The 19,960-nt window shown below is 68.8% G+C and carries 8 protein-coding genes; 1 reads left to right on the forward strand and 7 read right to left on the reverse strand.

Translation table 11 applies throughout. The features are described from left to right. A partial coding sequence (locus AC07CM_RS43845) for a winged helix-turn-helix domain-containing protein (protein WP_478882154.1) occupies nucleotides 1-467 on the reverse strand: 467 nt, incomplete at its 3' end. 350 nt (nucleotides 468-817) lie between these two features. Between AC07CM_RS43845 and AC07CM_RS43850 the strand changes: the two genes are divergently transcribed. Next, entirely contained in the window at nucleotides 818-1,540 is a 723-nt protein-coding gene (locus AC07CM_RS43850; RefSeq protein WP_478882155.1) for a transposase, read from the forward strand. A 93-nt stretch (nucleotides 1,541-1,633) separates the two neighbouring features. Here the strand turns inward: AC07CM_RS43850 and AC07CM_RS43855 are convergent, their stop codons facing one another. The 6 genes from AC07CM_RS43855 to AC07CM_RS43880 form a co-directional block, all read right to left on the reverse strand. Then, the gene (locus tag AC07CM_RS43855) at nucleotides 1,634-3,316 is read right to left on the reverse strand and encodes an SWIM zinc finger family protein (RefSeq protein WP_478882156.1); all 1,683 of its coding nucleotides are present in this window, start codon (nucleotides 3,314-3,316) and stop codon (nucleotides 1,634-1,636) included. 285 nt (nucleotides 3,317-3,601) lie between these two features. After that, nucleotides 3,602-4,306 carry a transposase family protein gene (locus tag AC07CM_RS43860; RefSeq protein ID WP_478882157.1) on the reverse strand — a complete coding sequence of 235 codons (705 nt, stop codon included), beginning with the start codon at nucleotides 4,304-4,306 and terminating at the stop codon, nucleotides 3,602-3,604. A gap of 309 nt (nucleotides 4,307-4,615) precedes the next feature. Then, nucleotides 4,616-5,545, reverse strand: coding sequence for an AAA family ATPase (locus AC07CM_RS43865; protein WP_478882158.1), 930 nt, complete (start codon nucleotides 5,543-5,545; stop codon nucleotides 4,616-4,618). Nucleotides 5,546-6,089: 544 nt separating this feature from the next. Further along, complete coding sequence (locus AC07CM_RS43870) at nucleotides 6,090-8,231, reverse strand: UvrD-helicase domain-containing protein (RefSeq protein ID WP_478882159.1); 2,142 nt, start codon at nucleotides 8,229-8,231, stop codon at nucleotides 6,090-6,092. Beyond that, nucleotides 8,231-14,989: a DEAD/DEAH box helicase gene (locus AC07CM_RS43875; protein ID WP_478882160.1), complete on the reverse strand. Its 6,759-nt coding sequence runs from the start codon at nucleotides 14,987-14,989 to the stop codon at nucleotides 8,231-8,233. Before AC07CM_RS43875 ends, AC07CM_RS43870 begins: the two co-directional genes overlap by 1 nt. A 9-nt stretch (nucleotides 14,990-14,998) precedes the next feature. Further along, a complete protein-coding gene (locus AC07CM_RS43880) occupies nucleotides 14,999-19,960 on the reverse strand; it encodes a type II restriction endonuclease subunit M (RefSeq protein WP_478882161.1) in 4,962 nt (1,653 codons plus the stop codon).

Below are 19,960 nucleotides of genomic sequence, written 5' to 3' on the forward strand. Positions count from 1 at the left end.
TCCCGCACCCAGGTGACGACCGCCTCGTCGTCGCGCTCGGCTGCCCGGTGCTGCGGCACCTGCACGCTGAACCCCATCTGGTGCAGGATCCGCGAGACCTGCTTGATGCTGAACCGCACGTGGAACCGGCGCGCGATCAGCGTCGCGACCCTCGCCAAGGTCCAGCGCTGGTCCTCCACCCAGCCGTGCGCGGCCGGTCCCTCCTCCAGCGCTTTGGCGAGCCAGTCCCGCCAGGCCGGCTTCATCCTCGAGGGCGGACCGCTGTGTCCCTTCGACCGCAGCACCTCCACCCCGCCCCCGCGCCACACCGCGTGCCATGCGTACGCGCTCTTGCGCGACACCCGCAACCGCTCGGCCACCACCGGCGGCGCCACCCCTTGCTCAAACAGTCCAGCAGCCTCGAACCGCACCCGCTCCCGGGCATCACGCTCCACCGCGGTCAGGCCACCCCCATCGGAGTACCGCATATCCACGGCATAGCACCAAACTGACTACCCGTCACCCCCACGCGACAACCTCAGTTGTTCTTTTTCTTGCCACGAAACCGGTGGGCGGCAGGCGGTGCGTCGTCGGAGGTGGGCACGGGTTCGGACAGCTCTGCGTTCATTGACGGCCCACCCCCTTTTGACGTAGCAACAACCGCAACCTGTCCGTGACTTCGTCAGGGCGGCAACCAACACCAAAGCTACAAGACCCCACTGACAACGCCCCGGCGAAACAACAGCACTTCGGTCTCCACGATGGCCTTCACGCGCCTGCGTCTTGCCCGTTGTCCCGCGGTCGACCTCGTGCCTGGACCGGTCTGACCGGGCCGCACATGCAGCACCTCGTCGGGCGGCTGTGGGAGTCCACGAAGGTGTCGGTGCGGGAACTCGCACCGGACTTGGGCCGGGACCGGCCCTGGGCACTGCCGTACACCGACCGGGTGCTACTCGTCGTCCTCGCCTACCGGACCAACCTCACCATGCAACAACTCGGATCCCTGTTCGGCATATCCCACGCGGCTGCCCACCGAGTCATGATCCGGCTCGCAGGACCGCTCGCCGAACTCCTCGGACCACCGCCCACCGACCGGCGAGAATTGCGGGTCGTCGACGGCACCCTCACCCCCGTCCACGACCAGCAGCACACTGCGAAGAGCAAAAATTACCGGCGGAGTGTGAATGTGCAGATCGTCTGCCGGGCACGGGACCGCCCCATCGTCGCCGTCGGGAAGGCCTGGCCGGGCAACCGCAACGATGTAGTCGCCTTCCGTGAAACCCTCCAAAAGACGCTGCCGAGCGACCATCGCCGCCTGTCCGGTGACAGCGGCTACCGCGGATGCGACCGTGTCCGGACACCTCGCCGCGGGCCCGACGGCCGCATCATCAAAGACCGCAACTACCGCCGATTCCGTAGGCGCCGTGCCGTCGCAGAACACACCATCGCCCGGCTCAAAGACCACCAGATCCTCCGCCAAAGCAGGCGCCGCGGCGAGGCCATCAACCACACCCTCACCGGCGTCCCCGCACTCCACAACCTCAAGCTCGACAACCGGTAAACCAAGTATCCCTCGCGGGAAGCACGTCCCGGTCCGCATTACGTGATAGCTCTTAGGTGCGCGCAGTCGGGCGCCACCGATCTCTCGGCAGGGTCATAGGCCGTGCTGGTCTAGGAGCCGCATCAGGTTCCGTTTGCGCTTCTGACCGGTCCGCAGAGCCGCGAGGTAGGCGGTGAACTCGTCTTCGGTGCCCAGACGGCGATGGCAGTCGCCCATGCTCATCAGCAGACCGACCAGTTGCTCGTAGACGGCGTTGCCTGTCTGTTTCATGAGCGGTTCGGCCAGCCGCAGGTAGATCCCGAGCGCGTCGGCAGGACGGCGGGCGCAGGCCTGGTCGGCGAGGGTGAGCCACTGCCGGTCGTGCGCACGCGTTTCGGCCGCGGCCCGCCAGGCGGCGTCGACGTCCCCGTCGTCGAGCAGGGCATCGACCAGAACGGGGCCGCGATACCAGGACGGCTGCTGCTGCCTGGCATCGGCGCGCAGCAGGCCGAGCGCCAGCTCCCGCTCGGCCGGCCAGCAGCCGGCCGTCTGTGCTGCCGTACGCAAGTGCTGGTACGCGGCCAGGCAGCGTCGTGCGGTGAGCTGGCCGCGACGTAGAGCGACGGCGTCAAAGAGCCTGTCAGCGCGGGTGTAGCGGTCACAGAGGTAGTCTATCAGGGAGATGTCGGGGGTGACGTCGTCGGGCGTTTCCTCAATGCCGCGTTCCGCCCACCGCAGGGCCTCGTCCGGCCGACCCGCGGTGTCCAGTTCGCGGGCGATCGTCAGGTGGGTGCTGCCGTCCGGGGCGAGGTCGGCCGCGTGCACGGTGACCCATCCGTCGACGTCCCCTTCCGCCTTGGCCAGCCGTTCCATCAGGTATTTCTCCGCCCAGCCGGTGCGGTTTCGGCGCCATGCGGTAGCCGCCAACTCCCGCACCCGGCCCATCCCATGCGCACCAAGGACGTTCTCGTAGTCGAGCGGATCTATGCCGGTGAGATCGTCCACGTCACTGAGCAGATGGCCGACCAGCCACAACGCGGTCTCGTCCGAGTCAGGACATGCGGCGCGGCATGCGTCCAGGTGGGCTTCGGCGAGCGCAGCCCCGATTCGGCCCAGGTGACCGTCGGAGTCGTCGATCGCATCCTGCGCCTCACTCAGCAACCGCATCGCCTCCCGGGACAGCAAGATCGCGTCCGCGGCCCGCCCGGTGGCGGTCAGCGCGGTGATCGCGGACACAGCCTGCGAGGCCTGTTCGCCGTATGCGTGGGCATCGGCGTACTCCACGTAGCCGTACCGGGCGAAGGGGGCAGTGTCGAAGAGTTCCCGGATCCGGGCGCGGACCTCGACCAGGTCTCCACGGGCGCTCGCCGCCCGCAGCTCCAGCCGACGCGCCAACTGACGGTCTTCGAGGACATGTTCCCGTACCAGGGCGAGCAGCTCGTCCCTGGAGCGCGCAGCCAGCCAGGCATCCAGCTCCTGGGTACGAGCCCTGGCGCGGCCACGCTGCCGCGGCACCGCCTCCGGCTCGGCGAGCACAGTCAGGCCCAGGGCGACCAGGTGCTTGCAGAAGTTGCCATCCATGCCGTACGGGCAGTCGCACTTCCCGGCAAGGCCGTCAGGTCCGTCGAGGGTCAGTTCCGTCTGGTAGGTGTCCGTCCCGTGGACGACGGCCGTGATCCAGCCGTCGCCGACCTCCACGGCGGTCACCGCGGCCAGATACCCTCTGCCCCGCTCGAAGGAGCGTGGCCCCGCCAGCTCCCGCAGGTCGTCCTCGTCGAAGTCCAAGTCCTGTGCCACGAAGACATTCAACCGGAGGAGCGGCGACGGCCTCAGCAGTACCCGCACCGCTGTGTGGGTTTCGAGCGTACGCCCACATCTGTGCCAGGTGACTGAGGCTCACGACCGGAGGATCAAGCCGCCGATGTGCCAGACCCCGGACCTGCGCATTGAGCTGCGAGACCTGACGGAGACCCCGGCCGGAAGGCGGATCTGAACGCCGTCCGCACCGTCGCGTCTCCTCTCGCACGGCTCGATGGCCATGGTCAGTGACAGGCGGCAGCCCTGGAGGCCTATTCACGGGGTTCACCAGCCCTTCTTGTAGAAGACGAGGGCGGTGACGGCTTTGGCGACGAGGGCGAAGCGGGTGAGGGGGCCGCGGTAGCGGGTGGCGAAGATCTTCCAGTCCTTCAGGTGCGCGATGGCCCGTTCGACCGCGGCGCGGAGCGTGTTGATGGAGCGGTTGGCCACCTTGTCCCCGGTGGATCGTTCCTGGCCGGGTGGCTTGCGCCTCGGTGTGAGCAGTCCGGAGCCGACGTAGCCCAGATCACCTATGCCCTCCCGTTCCGCGAAGACGTCGGGGAAGCCGGACTGGCGCCAGGCGTGCATGTCGTGGCGGGAGCCCGGGACGGGCGCGGAGACCGCGAGGATGTCCCCGGCCAGGGTGGCCGCGACCTGCAGGTTGAAGCCGGTGTCGCGGTGCTTGCCGGAAAACATCGCGGTGCCCTCGCTGGCCCAGTCCCACGTGGTGACCAGGGTGCCGTCGACCAGCACGATCCGCCCGGCCGAGGCCTCGGCCGGGCCGGGAACGTGAGTGGCCAGGACCTTCTCCACCACCGGCAGCAGGACCGTCCACCGCCTGGAGACGGTGGCCTGGGAGATCCCGAACAACTCAGCGGCAGCCTCCTGCACCGGATTCTGCCGCAGCAGGAACAGCACGAGCACGACGGACTTGTACAGGCCCAGAGCCCACATCCGCCCCGGCACCACCGGCGGGTGCGGATCCTCCATGAGCACCCGATGGACCCGCGCCACCAACCCGTCCAGTTGATCCGCCTCAAGCCCTGTCGTAACGTTCCAGCTCAACGGCCCTGCCCCGGTAGCTTTCTGACGTCTTCGCAACCGTCACGCTACCGAGCAGGGCCGCCCTCATGATCACGGCCGGCCAGACCCCAACCCCCGTGAATAGGCCTCCTGCTGCCCGCGCTCCCTCCCGGTGACATCGGGCAGGCCGCTGCACCCAAGAAGCGAGCCAGGCAGTTATGGAAGCAGACGTCCGTCCGCAGGCACATACCGGGAGTGGCACCCTCGTCACTCGGATCATGAATCGTGCCATGGACGACGGGAGTGGAGTCGGGCTGCGATTTCGTCGACGCGGGTTGCCGGTGAACTGGCCAGCTTGCGTTTCAGGTGACGGTACCGGTCCTTTTCCTCTTCGCTGGCGCGGCCTCGCACGACGTCCAGTTCCAAGGCGAGGAGTTCCTCCCGCTGCTGTTCGGCCTGGTCCGAGTATGGGGTGTCGAGCCCGAACAGGTCCGAGAGTACGGCGTCGTCGCCGCTGCCGAAGATGATGCGGTCGTAGAGGTGCTGGGGCACGACCTCCACAGGGCTCTCCTCGTCGGGGCCCGGCAGCCGGATGAGTCCGCCCGGGTCCGCTGCCTGGCAGATGTAGGGGCTGTGTGTGGTGACGATGAACTGGATGTTCGGGAAGTGCGCCTTCAGCCAGCCGCCGATGCGCTTCTGCCGGGAGACATGCAGATGGGCGTCGATCTCGTCGATGATGACGACCCCGGGACTCGGAACGTTCGGCGTGCCGTCCGTCGTGTCCGGGACGAGTTCGCCGTAGGCGTCATGGATCTGCTTGAGGATGTCCACGACCAGGGCCGACACCGTGCGGTAGCCGTCGCTCATCTCCCGCAGCGGGAACCGGTGGTTGCGGTTGACGACCCACGGGCCCTCGGAATCGACGTTGTCGATCCGGTAGTCGTCGGGCAGCAGGTCGTCGCCCAGGATGGCCAGGGCGGCTGCCTTGAGGTCCCGGCGCCGTCGCGGTCCTCGAATGCGCGCAGGTGCTGCTCGATGAGCCAGCTCACGCCTTCCGCCAGCGACGCGTCCTCGTGGAAGAGGCTCGTCAGCCGGGCGACCGCGCCTGAGCTGGACATCAGCCGCTGGATGTCGCTCGAGCCCCCGGCGAGCCTGCGGAAGGGACCGTACCCGGCGCAGAACCAGCCCACCGGATTGTCCGCCCATGGGCCGCGCTGGGCGACGGGGCGTTCCTTCTGGTAGCCGATGGCGTTCAGCGCCGGCTGCCCGGCCCTGCTGGAACCCGGCTTGCCGGAGAGTGACGTCTGCTCCGCCGCCGTCCAGCGGAGTCCTGCTCAGATGGGTCGGACCGGACGCCGCCCCGTGGTGAATTGGTCCTGCTCCGGGTCATGGACCAGGCACACTTCGGCTTTCGCCACCGTCTCGTCCCGCGAGACCCAGGTGTCGAAGCCGGGGACGAGACTGCGGGCCACGGCGGGTCCGCTGATCGTCAGGGCGACCGCGCGCAGCAGGGTCGTCTTCCCCGAGCCGTTGCGGCCCGCCAGGACCGTCCAGCAGGCGTATGAGCCGTCGGGGCCTGGTCAGGTCCAGGTCGACGTCGCGTGCACCGTGGAACGACCTGATGTTCCGTAGGCGAAGGTTTTTCAGGTACATGTCTCGTCCGCCCGGATCCCGTTCTGAGGTCAGAGCCGGACGACGGCCGGCTCCGTGGTGACTCTAACGCGGCGGCGTTGTGTCGCGTCACCGCAGGTCAGTGGCTGCCCTCCAGGAACGGGCTGCGTGCTCCGGCCCAGGTGATGGAGAGCTGTTCGCGGGCCCTGGTGGCCGCGACGAACAGCAGCGAGCGCTCCCGCTGCAGGTCACGGTCGTGCTGGGTACGGTCCTCGGAGGCCGGGGTGACGGCGCCGGGCTGCGGCACGTGATCCGCGCCCACTCCGATGATCGCGACCGCCCGGTACTCCAGGCCCTTGATCCGGTGCATCGTCATCACGTGCACCCCGGAACCGATCGCCGGAGTCTGCCGCGGTTTCACCCTGACGGCCTTGATCCCCGCGTCGTGCAACGCTTCCACCGCCGCGTCCGCGAGCTTGTTGGTCCGGGCGGTGACGACGATCTCGTCCTCCTTCAGCCCTTCGCCCAGCCATTCCCCGACCCGTCCGGCCAGGCCCGCGAGTTCGGCGGCCGTGCTCGGGTACTCGGTCAACTCGGGCTTCGCCCCGCCGAGAACGGACCGGTAGCCCCCCAGGTCCTCGGTCGCGTCGTCGAGGTCGTCGAAGCTCGCGTCGCCCAGCAGGCTCAGCGACGTTCCGAGGATCTGACGGGTCGTGCGGTAGTTCAGGGTCAGCCGCCTGGAGCGTCTCCCCCGCACGTTGATGCCGTGGGCGCTCAGCGCGGTCCGGTTGTCGTAGATCCGCTGGTGGGCGTCGCCGACGATGAAGAGGTCGTCCTCGCCGACCGGGACGAGCGCCCGCAGCAGCTTCCAGTGCGCGGCGTGCAGGTCCTGGGCCTCGTCCACGACGACGTGCCGGTACGGGCGGGTCTCATCGCTCCAGCCCGAGGCAATCCGGGCGGCCTGCGCCGCGAGTTGGGTGACGCCGACCTCACCGGCCGCATCCAGCCGGTGCTCGAAGGCCTCGATCAGTCCCCACACCTGCGCCCGTTCCGGGCGGTTGAGGCGCCGACCGCGACCGGCCCGGCTGGCGACGAGGTACTCGTCGCGGCTGCGCACGTCCTGGGCGAGCACGACCTGCTTCCACTCGGCCTCCAGGAAACGCGCGTCCCAGCGGTGCGGCTGCTGTTCCTCGGCCAGGTCCTCCCAGCGCCTGCGGATCTCGTCGTCCCCGAGGGATTTGGGGGTCTTCGCGCCGAAGACCTCCTTGGCGATGCCGTAGGCGACCTTGTCGATGTTGCGGACGTCCACCTTCGCGGTGAGCTGGGTGCCGCCGAGGTCCTCCAGCAGCGAGCGCAGCAGTTCGGCGAGCGTGGTGGTGTAGGTGGTGAGCAGGATCGCCTGGCCGGGCGGCAGCCGTTCGGCCAGGGCCTTGACCCGGTGCAGGGCGACGACGGTCTTGCCCGTGCCGGGGCCACCGGTGACCCGCACCGAGCCCTTGTTGGGAATCTTGCGCTCGGCCAGGGCGCGCTGGGCCGGGTGCAGGAAGATTCGCCAGGCCGACAGCGGCTCGGACATGATCCGGCCGAACTCGGCGACGTCGCCGGTGACGACGAAGGACTCCTTGGTCGCGGGGCGCTCGTTGGCGGCCTCGTAGTCGTCCGGGTCGATGGTGTCACTGGTCGCGGCGACCGAACTGACGTGCTCCCAGACGTCCTCGACGGTCATGCCGTCGGCGAGGCAGAGGATCACGTCCCTGGCGAGCTTGGGCAGGTGCTCGACGAAGCCGAGTATCGCGTCGATGCTGCGGATCTCACGCAACGCCGGTACGACGGAGGGGTGCACGCCGAGCCGGTCGAAGTCGGCGTCCGAGACGTGGGCGAAGACGGACGGTTGCTCGGTGGCGGGCGCCTGGGCGGGCTGCCCGCTCAGGGTGCCGTGGAGGCTCGCGAGGTTGATCAGCTCGACGCCGCCGGTGACCTTGTTGATGTCGAAGATGATGTGGGAAGCGAGGGTGTAGGCGTCGTCGTGCGGCAGAACCGCGACCAGGTAGTAGATGCGGTCGGCGTAGTGCATCAGCACCGCGCGGAAGTTGTCGTTGATCCTGGCCGTGCGCACCCGCTTGTCCTCGGCGCCCTTCGGCGGCTTGAGGTTGAGGCCGTTGGCGTCCGGGTCGCGCTGCATCTTCATGATGAACTGCAGGACCTGTGCCTGGACCGACCCGTCGAGCTTGTCGTAGTACTTGCCGAAGACGTCCGCCATGACGACCTGGGCCTTGGACATCACACATTCTCCAAACGCTCGGCCAACTCGGCCACATCAACTGTCCCGGCGTGTACGACATGCCAGCCGGCCTCCGCGAACGCTGCGTCGCGGTGTTCGTCCACTTCGAGGAACACCGCCACCCTGGCGTCCGGCCAGGCGAGTTCCGCCTGCTGCGCGACCCGGTCGTCGAGCTCGAAGCCGACCTCCGGGGCGCCGAAGTGACGGGTGCGGGCTTCCCGGCACAGGGCGAACAACAGTTCCTCGGCTTGCGAGGAGGCCCACTCGACCGCCTCCGCCCACGGTTCCGGCAGTTCGTCGGGCAGGCCCGTGGTGGTGGGTAGCGCGCCCGCGAGGAGGGCCACCGTGTGCGGGTCGAGCTGCCCGGCCGTGGACATCGCGATCTGGTGGAACGAACGCGGCAGTGCCGAACCGCGGTCGCCCGTCAGCAGCTGTAGCAGATTGGACCACCGCAGCCAGTCGGCCCACCGTGCCCGGTGGCCCGGCTCGGCGACCGCCTCGTCGCGGTCGTCCAGCACGGTGAAGGCCGACCAGGCGGACATCCCGGGCTGCCCGGTCGCGGGCTCGGCCCGCCGGTCGAGCAGTCCGATGACGCGCAGCCCGCCCAGGGTGCGGACGTCCATCGCGATGGCGTCGGCGGCGGCCGGGTTGCCGGCGACCGGCAGGGGGCCGCCCGCGAGCACGTCCGGCAGCCGCTCGCCCACCGAACGCCGGTCGATCGGCTGCCGCGCCGCTCCGCCCCCGGCGAAACCGCTGATCAGCGCCGCCGCCCTGCGGGACCACTTCTCCGCGTCAGGATCGGCGAGCACGGCGAGGAGCGTCTCGATCGGGTTGCGCAGTGCCGGGTCCAGGGTGTCGTCGGGGCGTGCGCCGCCCGTCAGCATCTGGTGGATCTGCCGGGCGGTCCGCAGCGCGCCCTCGCCGAGGAGCGGTTCGGCGGGGGTGCGCACCTCGCGGTCGTCCGCGGTCCCCTCCACCGCCGCCTTCCAGGCCATGACGTCCGCGTGCGTGAACTGCCACACCTGCATGCCCTCGGCCCGCAGTGCCTCGCGCTTGGCGGCGTCGTCGGCGATCCGGTTGATGCCGGTGCTGGCGTGGAAGGCGTAGCCGTCGAGGAAGACCGCGATGCGCGTCGACGGGCCGTCGATCCGGGTCAGCAGATAGTCGGGTTCGCTGGGCGCGGACGTCAGCTGCCGCACATGGTCCTGGAAGAGCCAGCGGGTGCCGCTGCCGTCCGGTCGGGTGAACCGCAGCTCGTACTCCATGCCGCGTTCCCCGGCGCGGGGCGTCACCGAGCCGGACTCCGGGCGGCGGCTGCCCCAGTCGACGAGGGTGCGGACGAACTGCTTCTCCAGCTCGCTCTCGGCGAGTTGGTCGATGCGCACCCCGGACAGGGTGTCGACCTGTTCCGTGTCCCAGCCCGTGAGGATCTCGTCCAGGAGCTCCCTGGCGACCCGCAGCGACGCGAAGGGGTGTTCGTTGCTGCTGACGTGCGGCAGCAGGCAGCGGTGGCAGGGGGTGCGCAGGTTCTCCTTGCCACAGGGGCAGTCCCGCAGGGCGGTCTGGGCGAGGGTGAGCACCCTGTGCAGCACGGTTGCGTCGGCGAGGTGTTCCAGGTAGCCGGTGCCGCCCGGCATGGAGTCGTGCAGCACCAGGAAGCGGCGGCGCAGTTCCTGGGTGCCGCCCGGCATGGTCGCGGGTACGACGCGCAGGTGGTCGGGAGCGCCGCCGAAGTGCATGGTTATGCCCAGCAGGAGCGCGGCCTTGAACGACACGAGCCGGGTCTGCAGTTCCATCGTGGAGACGGGCAGCAGGATCCGCAGCGCCTGCGTGGTCAGCTCGTGCGCGAGGACGAGCCGCTGCATCGACGCCGTCTCGGCGTCGATCCCGTCGTCCTTGTGGCCGCACCAGTACGCGTGCCGGGTACCGATCCGCTGGGCGGCCCGGTCCCATGCCTGGGGGTGCACGCCGCGTACGGCCCCGCACTCCAGACAGGTCTCGAAGCCGGGCACCTGGACGTCATCACCGGCGATCTGGTGCTCGGGACCCGCGGCGGCGGCCGGGCCGAGGTTGAGGGTGCGGATGGTGGCCACCCGGGCGAACTCCACACCGAACGGCAGCTCCCCGACCCGCTTCCAGGCGCGCAGTCCCTGGGGCTGATCCGGGTCGATGTCCACCAGCGTGACGTCGTTGAACCGGCGCCGCTCCCGCTCGTCGCGCTCGTCGGTGAGCCGTGCGTCCTCGCGCCGCTCGCGAGCGGTGACCCGCTCGGGCACGAGCACGGTGTGGAGCGCGCCGGGATCGGCGATCTGCGGCGTCAGGCAGCGCGGGCAGGCCGTCAGGTCCAGGCCGGCCTCGGCGGTGGCGACGTAGCCGCACTCGGGGCACAGCCGCCACTTGGCGTAGGCGGTGTCGCCCTCACCGGCGCCCAGGTCCAGGCCGTTGACGATGTACCTGTAGCCGTCGGTGTGGAAGGTGTTGCCGGGCGCCAGTTCCAGCAGGCCCATCCGTGAGCCCCGCCCGTACTCGGTCAACTGGTCCTGGAACTCGCCGTCGGCGTCCTTCCACCACAGCGTCGCGTCGAGCAGCGTGGCGTCGTCGTGGAGGGTGTAGTTGGGCAGCAGGCCCAGACGGACCATGGCGTTGACCGAGTTCTCGCCGACCAGGGCGTCCCTGCGCCGGTTGACCGACCTGCGCTCGGCGTAGAGCTGGCGGCGCTGCTCGTCGCGTTCCCGGTCCCCGGATGCGGTGGACAGGGCGTCGAAGGCCCGGCCGATCTGCCGGGACCGGGAGCGCAGTGCCTCCAGGCGTTTGCGCCACGCGGTGGCGGCCTGGCCGACGGTCTGCTCCAGCTCCAGCTGAGCGAACTGCCGCAGGCCCTGCTCGGCCTCGGCCGACATGCCGGGGAAGAGCTGGACGAAGGAGGACGCGAGTTCGGCGTGGCGGGCGTGGGCGACGTCCAGGAAGCGGCGGAACCAGCCGTCCTCGGCCAGCCCTCGGGTGAAGAGCGCGCCGATGCGGTGCGGCATGGGCTCCTCGGGCATCATCGTCCCCCGCCACAGGCTGCGGTCGGCGGCCCGGTCCAGCAGGTACGCCAGGTACTGGCGGCGCAGGATCTCGGAGGCGTCGAGGTAGCAGTCCGGCGGGATGATCCGGCCCGCGAGCATCTGCTCGGGCGCGTGCAGATAGTACTGGTTGCGGGCGCCGCGCGGTACGAAGGTGACGGTGAGCGAGTTGCCGGTGCGGCGGCCGGCACGGCCGATGCGCTGCGCGTAGTTGGCGGGCGCGGGAGGCAGGGAGGCAAGCAGCACGGCGGACAGGTCGCCGATGTCGATGCCGAGTTCGAGAGTGGGCGTGCAGGTCAGCACGTTCGGGTCGAACGGCGAGGGGCGGTTCTTGAACGCCTGCTCGACCTCCTCGCGGCGCGCCCGGCTGAGCGCGCCCGTGTGCTCGGCGGTGAGGACGTCACCAGGCCGGTCGACCGTGTAGAGACGGCGGTAGTAATCGTCGCTGTAGTCACGGTCGTCGGTGGTGAACGTGCCGCCGCACTGGAAGCGCAGGCAGGGCGTGCCGAGCCAGTCCTCGCGCCGGCCGGGCGGGACGGTCTGCCGCCAGGTGCAGCTGTCGCAACGGACGCCGTGGTCGTTGACGCCAGCTCCGTCAGCCCCTGCCCCGTCCGCCCCGTTGCCGTCGTCAGGAGACGACGGGCCGGTGGCGAGGCTGTGCACCATGATGGTGCGCGGCCTGAGAGCGAAGACGGTCGAGCCGCCCTCGGCCGGATAGGTCGCCAGTACCTCACGCTGCGCGAGCAGCTTCATGGCCTGTTCGGCGAGGGCGCGGGCCTCGCGTCGCTCGCAGCCGAGGGTGCGGTGCCCCCAGTCGGCGAACCAGGTGTTGTCGCGGGCCAGCGAGTCGAACTCAGATGTGCCGAGGCGCCCGAGGACCGGGAAGGTCGGTGCGGCCAGGCCGCGCGGGAAGGCGGGCATGCCCGTGGGCCGCCCGCCCCAGATCGGCCAGCGCCGGGCGCCGGCCTGGGCGATGTACTCCTTCAGCCAGGGGTGGAACAGCGCCCCACGCAGGCGCATGCGCTCCAGCAGGCCGCGCAGGTAGACGATGTAGTCGGCGTCGTCGGTGGGAAGGGTGATCTGCCCCGGGATCCGCTGGTGGGCTTCCCGCAGCAGAGCCGCGACGGCGGCGACGTCGGGGAGATGTACCTCGGCGGCGGCGGTCCGGGTCAGTTCGAGGGTACGGCCCAGGCGTGAGCGCAGGCCGAACTCCAGCAGCGTCTGGAAGACCATGCGGTCCTGCAGCATGTACGCGCCCGCGTCGCTGAACCCGTCACCGCTGAGAAGCGTCCGGATCTCCGGGTTGTCGCGCAGGTCGGGCGGCACGATCGAGGCGAGCTTGCTCATCTCGCCCTTCTCCGCCGCCGTCACCACGGCTTCGGCGGCATCGGTGGCCAGATCGTGTACGGCGACGGGGGCACCCGGCTTGAGCTGCTCGGCGAGCAGCCCGCGGAAGGTGAAGCCGAAGCTGCGGTTGGCGATGAACGCGGCCCGGTGGGTGGCGTCCTGGACGGAGTCGGTGAAGACCAGCAGTTTGCGCTCGTCGTCGCTCAGGCCGCGGTCCGAAAACAGCTGGGTGGTGGTGACGGAGGCGAGGGTGGCGGTGCCCGCACCGAGGAAGCGCATGCCGTCGGTCAGGTCGCAGGAGGGGCACTTGTCGCCCGCGTTGGTGGGGATGGGCCCGGCGACGGTGATGACGGGCACGGTGTCGTTGCTCGGCACCGTGCGCAGTTCGGCTTCCTCGGCGTGCAGGAAGACGGGAGTGTGCTCGCCGGGCCTGGCGCGGATCATCCAACGGACGGCCCGGTTGCCCTGCGCGGAGGCCCGGTAGATCTCCAGCGGCTTGGTCTTGAGCTGCTGCCACTCCAGATCCGTGGAGAGCGCCGCCCAGCCGGAGCGTCCGCAGTGACGGCAGTACACGGCGGGGAGATGGGCGCGGTAGGCCGGGCCGACGGGGCGGACGAACGGGACGGGGCTGTCCGGGGTGAGGGCGGAGGCGCTGTCGCCGGAGGCATACGGGTCCGTGTCGGCGTCGGCGGTGCTGTCCACCTCGGCGGAGGGGTAGACGGCGAGGTTGGCCGGGTTGGGGCGGGTGTCCCCGGTGGGGCCGTCGTCGTCGAACCAGCGGAAGTGGGGCGTGGGCGTCGCGGCGCGGATCACGCGGCGCACCTCACGGACCCAGAGCTGGGCCTCGACGCGGAGGAAGGGGATGGTGCGGTCGGCGACCGGGTCGTAGGCGCGAGCGGTCGAGACCAGCGCGAGGAGCCGCGCGAGGCCGGTCGCGACCAGGTCGATGTGGGTCCGGGCCGCCTCGTCCCAGGCCGCGCCGCCGCCGCGCTTCGCGAACTCGCGGGCGATCTCCGGGACGGTGACGGGAGTGTCGCCCGCGACATCGAGGAGGGCACGGATCAGGTTGTGCTGGCGCAGCTTCTCGCCGAGTTGGATCGGGTCCGCGAAGTCCATGCCGACGACGAGCTCGGCGAGTCGGTGGAGGGCGGACGGGTCGTCGAGGGGATCGGGGACGCCGGCGAGGGCGGCCGGGGAGGGCACGGGGAGAAGGAAGTCTGGCTCGGCGACGAACTCGCCGGGCGTCTGGCGGTCCTCGCCGATGAGGGCGGCGTCCGGGAAGGGGGTGCCGAAGACCTTCTCGGCGAATTCGAGGAGGAGTTCGCGGTCGGATTTCTGGGGGCCGTCAGGGGCGGGAGCCGCTTCGGCGGAGGGGGTGCCGCTGTTGGCTGTGGTGCGGCTGACGGCGCTAGTTCCATTGGTTGCGTCCGCTCCGCCTGTTCCGCCGCCGAGGGTGGCGGAGGTGGCGACGGGGGTGATCGTGCCGAGGGGGCGGCCCGGCTCGGCCTTGCCGGTGGCCGCGCCCAGGCGGCGCAGCAGCATCGCCACATCGGTGCCTTGGGCGCCGTCGTAGGTGTGGAACTCGTCCAGGACGACGTACGTCAGCCCGCCGTCCTGCCAGAGCGGGACGTCCGGGATGCGCTGGAGGAGGAGGTCCAGCATCTTGTAGTTGGTGAGCAGCAGGTCCGGCGGGTTGGCGCGGATGGCCTCACGGTCGGTGATCAGGCGGCTGTTGGGGGACAGTTTTGCGGGGGTGATGGTGCTTGCGCCGGACTCTCGGGCGTAGGAGCCGGGGGCGTTCTCGTCCTCGTCGTCCGGGGGGCGGTTGCCGGAGGCGCCGCCGATGTAGATGCCGGCGGTGACGGAGGAGAGGGCGGCGTTCTTGGCGAGAAGGTCGTCGATACGACGGGCCTGGTCGTCGGCCAGCGCGTTCATCGGGTAGAGCAGCAGCGCCTTGACGCCCTTCACCCCGGCGGCGCGGGCGCGGGCACAGTGGTCGAGGATCGGGACGAGGAAGGACTCGGTCTTTCCGGAGCCGGTGCCGGTGGTGACGATCGTCGGCTCGGGGGTGTGGCCTGACTTGCTGGACAGCCGCTGCCAGGCGTTCGCCTGGTGGGTGTAGGGGCGGAGGCTGGGCGACCAGTCCAGGGCCTTCTCCCAGCCGGGGGGCGCGTACCGGAAGGGCGTACGTACGCGGAGGTACGGGCCCCGGAAGAGTCGGCTCTCCGGCCGCTCAAGGAATGCCTCGAGCTCCTCGCGGACGTCATCGTCGGCGAGCGCGAAGCTCGTCGTCAGGTACGCGGCGAGGGCACGGCGCAGATCCTCGGCGGCCAGGGAGGGAAGCATGGCTGTGTGCTACCTGCTTTCCGGGGCGGGGGTGGGCGTGGCGGTGGACTCGGCGGGCGCGGGCGTGGGCGTGGTGAGGGGGTGCTCGGCGAGGTAGGCGGCGTAGTCGCCGTACTCGCCGTACTCGCCGGCGTGGAGACGGGCAGTGAAGTCGGCGTGGGCGCGGGTCATTTCGGCCTCACGGTTCGGCTTGACCCAGCCGTCGGGGATGGCGGGGGTGGGGTCGCCTGCGCGGGCGGCCTTCGCCCAGGCCTTGACGAAGGCGGTCTCTTCGGGGGGCTGGCGGATGCCGACGTTGTGGGTGGCCGCGCCGATCTTGTGCCCGTCGGGCGCGAAGAACATCTCCCACTCGTACTTGCGGAGTACGGCGAACTGAGAGCGGTACATGGCGCAGAGCTGCTCGGCGGTGAGGCCGAGCATTACGGCTACGAGTGCGTCGATCTCGACTAGGGCCATGCGGCGGTCGTACTCCGTACGGAGTGGCGTCGCCATGGACCAGGTGGGTTCGACGGCCTGGATTGGTGGCCGGAGGGATTCGGGGTCGGTCCAGCGGTCGGTGAGCCAGCCTGGCTCGAAGAGTTCGTCCCAGAGGGGGGCGTAGTCGCGGGTCAGGCAGTTCAGGCGAAGGGTGCGGAGGAGAAGAGGGGTAGTGAGGGGGTGCGTCAGCGGGGTGGGGAAGTTGCGGGCAAACTCGATGTTTACCTTTGATGTTCCAGAGACCTTCACCAAATAGTCAAAAGGAAGGGCTGCCCACAAGCCACATACAGTCGCGGTCTCACGATTTCCGTCAAGTATCATCGTGTGAACTGCGTTAACGTGGGTGGGACCAGGGGGGAGAAGTGCAGCATGGAGCCCACGCTCAAGCGGAGGAGCGGTCATATTGCGCCACGCAATTCGAAAATATTCACCTGCACGCTTCTCATTCCAGAACGGTTGGGTCGCCTTGAAGTCAGGTTCGCTGCATGCGCGCCTGTAGTTAGTGCGAGGAATTAGACTTTCTGGAAGTTGCTCCAGGTTCCATGCGGTGTAGTCGCCATTCCCGCGCACAACTTCATTCGCCTGCTTGGCAAATGGGTTGGCGACCGTAAAATGTGGACCTTGGATCACAGCTTCGGGCCATGACTCCGGGACGCCCGTCTTCCACTCAATGATCCCCCCTTCCTTCGCGCCCTTTTCATGGAGCCCCGATGTCCATCGAAAATTGGCTTGGCTGAGCCGCCGAGGGAATCTTGAGAGGGTTTGCAGCGCTTGGTTATCGGCATTGGTTAGCGGGCGAAGCATACGCGCCTGATGCGGAGGCGCTCCTTCGTCGTCAACAAGAGCAGCCCAGTCCGCAAGAACCGACTCTGTCACCACCACGACCCGATCTGGGTGTGGGCGCATATCCCAGCCACCTGACTCATATTGAAGCCCGGGAGGCTCCTCGGAACTGGAAGTTGATAGGGATCCATCAATCATGTCAGGGTGGAACAGTGAGCTAAAATTTATGAAACGCGGAACCCCTGGAAGGCTATAGATGTGAATCCCGTAGACATTGATATGGTCAATCTCGGAGAATAGTTGAGCTTCGTTTCGAAAATGGAAATGGCGACGAAGTCTGCGATATGTGCTCTGGCGAAAAATACCCCCCTTGGGGTCCGTGAAATGTGATTCGGGATGGATCATGCCGACTACGCCGTCGCCTGCAATGTTTCGCCAGGTCCGATCCATAAAGTTCCGATATGTGTTTGTCTGCATTCCTGCGAGGATTGGATGCTCGATTAGTGATCCCAAATATGCGGCGACCCCTGCCTGAGAATCGAGGTCTGCCAAGTAGCCTTGCAGGGCAGTTGTGTCAGCTAGGACTACAGTGCGCCGTGCGGTCTTGACTCTTTCCGGAGCTTTTTCGAGAAGTCCGAACCAAGGATCGTGCTCGGCTAGCGCAAGGTCGTCATCCCAAATTGGCCGATGCCATGGCGGATTCCCTACCTGCAGGTCGAATCCGCCTCGCTCAAAGGCATGCGCAAATTCCAGCTCCCAGTGGAAAAGTCCCTCTCGTCGGGAGATTGTGTCTACCTCACTCAGCCACTGGAAGCGCACCATCACCGCTGGAAGGTCCACGCACTGGCTCATCACCCGGTCGAACTCGTCATCCATCGCGAGCTTCTCGAACTCGCCGGTGTCGGCGAACAGCCCGAACTCGTCATCCAGCCCGGCCGCGCCGCCACCGACCCGGCCGGAGGGCCTCGCCTTCGCCTTGGCGGCCGGGACGCCCAGCACCGCCTCACACAAAGCCAGCCACTCGTCGAAGGTGGGCGGCGCCGGGGTGTCAGGCTGTCCCACCGGCCAGAACCACAGGGCACACCAGACGTCCATGACCAGCTTCAGCCGACCGCGCGGGGAGCCCGGTTCGTTCAGCGCGCTCTCGATCTGCTCGCGGGTCACGTCTCCCGACGCCTTCTCCAGCGGCTGGTCGGGATCGACCGCCCACACGTCGATCTGGCGGCGGACCTCCCGCTCGCTCACGATCAGGCGGCGCCGGGTCAGCTCCCACAGCCGCTCGACTCGGGTCGCCAGCGCCAGCAGCCGCTTACCTTGCGCTACCGACGGCGTCGCCATGACAGCGGTTCGCCACTTCGCCAGTGCGTCGCGCTCGTCCTTTGCCAGCTCCTTGGCCTGCTTGGCATCAGCGACGGCACCCCAGCCCTTAGCCGGGAGCAGGAAGTGGTGGATCTCTTTGCCCGCCTGGAACTGTCCCTCCTCGGCTCCTGCCTGCAGTGGCCGGTCCGTCGGGACCGTCGTCAGCCATGCCTTCCGCTTCAGCGCCTCCGCCGGATACACGGCCCGCCGCGCCCCGATCAGCGAGTTGCCGCGCCGCAGATGCAGGCCGAACCAGGGAGCCTTCAGGCCCTCGTGCATCGAGTTGAGCCACAGTGAAACCTCCGCCAGCTCCACCGCCGTCTGGTTGAGGTCGACGCCGTAGCAGTTGTGCAGGGCGAGGTACGCCTTGACCTTCTGCAACTCCGCCTCGTACCGGTCCGGAGGCAGTTGTTCACCACCCAGCTCCGCCATCCTGCGCTTCAGGTACTCCGCGGCCAGCTGATTGATGGCCTCATTGAGGAACGCGCCCGAGCCCAGAGCGGGCTCACACACCGTCAGGTCCAGGATCGCCCGCGCAGGCGTCGTCTCACCGTCCTGGTCCAGCAGCTCCGCCAGCGCGTGCTTGACCGTGCTCCGTGTCAACACTTCCGGCGTGTAGTACGACGCCGACCGCTGCCGCTCCCGACCGGACAGGCGGTAGACGAAGCTGCCCTTCTTGTGCAGGACACGCTTCTTTACTCCGGTCAGCTCGTCCGTCCGTTTGACGAAGACGTCCTCGTCGTAGTTGTCGGCGTCCTTCAACGGCACGACCCATGTGCCGCTCAGCCCGTCCGAGTCCGGCTTGGCAACCTCGTACAGGTCATCCCAAGCGAAGAAACCGGTGTACGACATCAGGCCCTCGTACACCGCGCCGAGCTGGTTGATGCCGAGCTGCGCGTACGAGATGAAACCTTTTCCGGTGCCACCGCCGGCCTTGCCGCGTCCGCTGCGCCGCCCCTGTGTGAGCATCAGCAGGTTGAGCACGCGCCACAGCACCTTGTTCCGCAGCCGCATGTCGATCCGCTCGCCCTCGACCGACACCGAGCCAATCAGCGGGGTCGCGTCGGCCTTGAACAGGTCGCTGCGCAGGGCCTCGAAGCGCAGGCCGTCCGCGTCGAGGACCGTCACTTCGTCCTCGGTCGGCGCCGCATCCGTGCCCAGAGGGCGGTGGCCTTGGTCGACCAGCCGGAAGAGTAGATTCAGCGAATCGGCGAAGTGGGTGCCGTCCTGGGCCTCCTCCGGAAGGTCGTAGGAGACCAACTCGCCGAGTCGAGCGAGCCCGTAGCCGTCCTGGTAGGCGTCATCCTTGCTGGGCAGGATGCCGAGTTCGGGCCGGGCTTCCGCGTAGAGCAGGAACAGGATCCGGTACAGGTACCGCAGCGACTCGCGGGTGAGCCGACTCGCGAGGTCGGCGGGGTCGCCCAGCTCCGCCGGATCGGCGCCGCCCTCCTTGAGCCGGTCCAGGATCTCCTGGGCGAGGAGCTCGACGGACTGTCGCAGCCCCTCCCGCAGTTCCTTCGAGACGCCCACCGCGTGCTTGCGGCCCTTGTCGACCAGGTTGTCCAGGCACCCGGCGACACCACCTTCCGTCAGCAGCGACTCCGCGCCGAACAGCGCTGCCACCGCCTCCAGTTCCTCGCCGTCCGCGCTGAGATTGCGGTCCAGGGCCTCGTCCACGCTCACCGCGAGGAACCGGCCCTCGTGCCAGGCCGTGCGGTCGGCGAGCAGTACCACTCCGCCCGCGAGGAGCAGGACGTATCGCGGGGCGTAGCCGTCCTCGCAGCCGAAGAGGAAGGTGACGGCGTCGGCGGCGCCGGTGATGAGCTGCTTGCCGTCGAGCTGGATCGGGTCGAGAAGTTGTGCGCCGCCGTCCTCGACGTCCGCGACGACGAGTTCGCCGTCCACCTGCCAGGTGACGTCCAGGGCGACGAGTTCCAGGCCGCCAGGACCCGTGACGGCGAGCGCCACCGGCACCGACCGTTCCTTGTCGCCCTGCATGACACCGAAGTCGCCCCGGCGGAGTCGGGTGTGGGTGGAACCCGCGGGCTCCGGAGCGGTTGTCTCGGCGTCCTTGCCCTCGGCCTCCGGTTCGACATACGCCAGTGCCGCCAACAGGCGGTCGTTGAGCTCCCGTACCTCGGGACCGTCGAAGGCCTTGTTCTCGGTGATGCGGACCTTGGCCTTGAAGTACTCGCGGCGCAGGCCCTTCACGCCCGACCGAGACGACGGAGCGCCTGCCCGGTCGGCGGAGGTCCAGCGCTTGCGCAGCTCGGTGAGGTCCTTGGCGAACAGCTCGGCGAGGTAGTGGGCGGAGATGTACTCACCGCGGTTGGTGATCGCTTCGAATGCCAC

Source organism: Streptomyces sp. NPDC044061 (assembly GCF_056434305.1).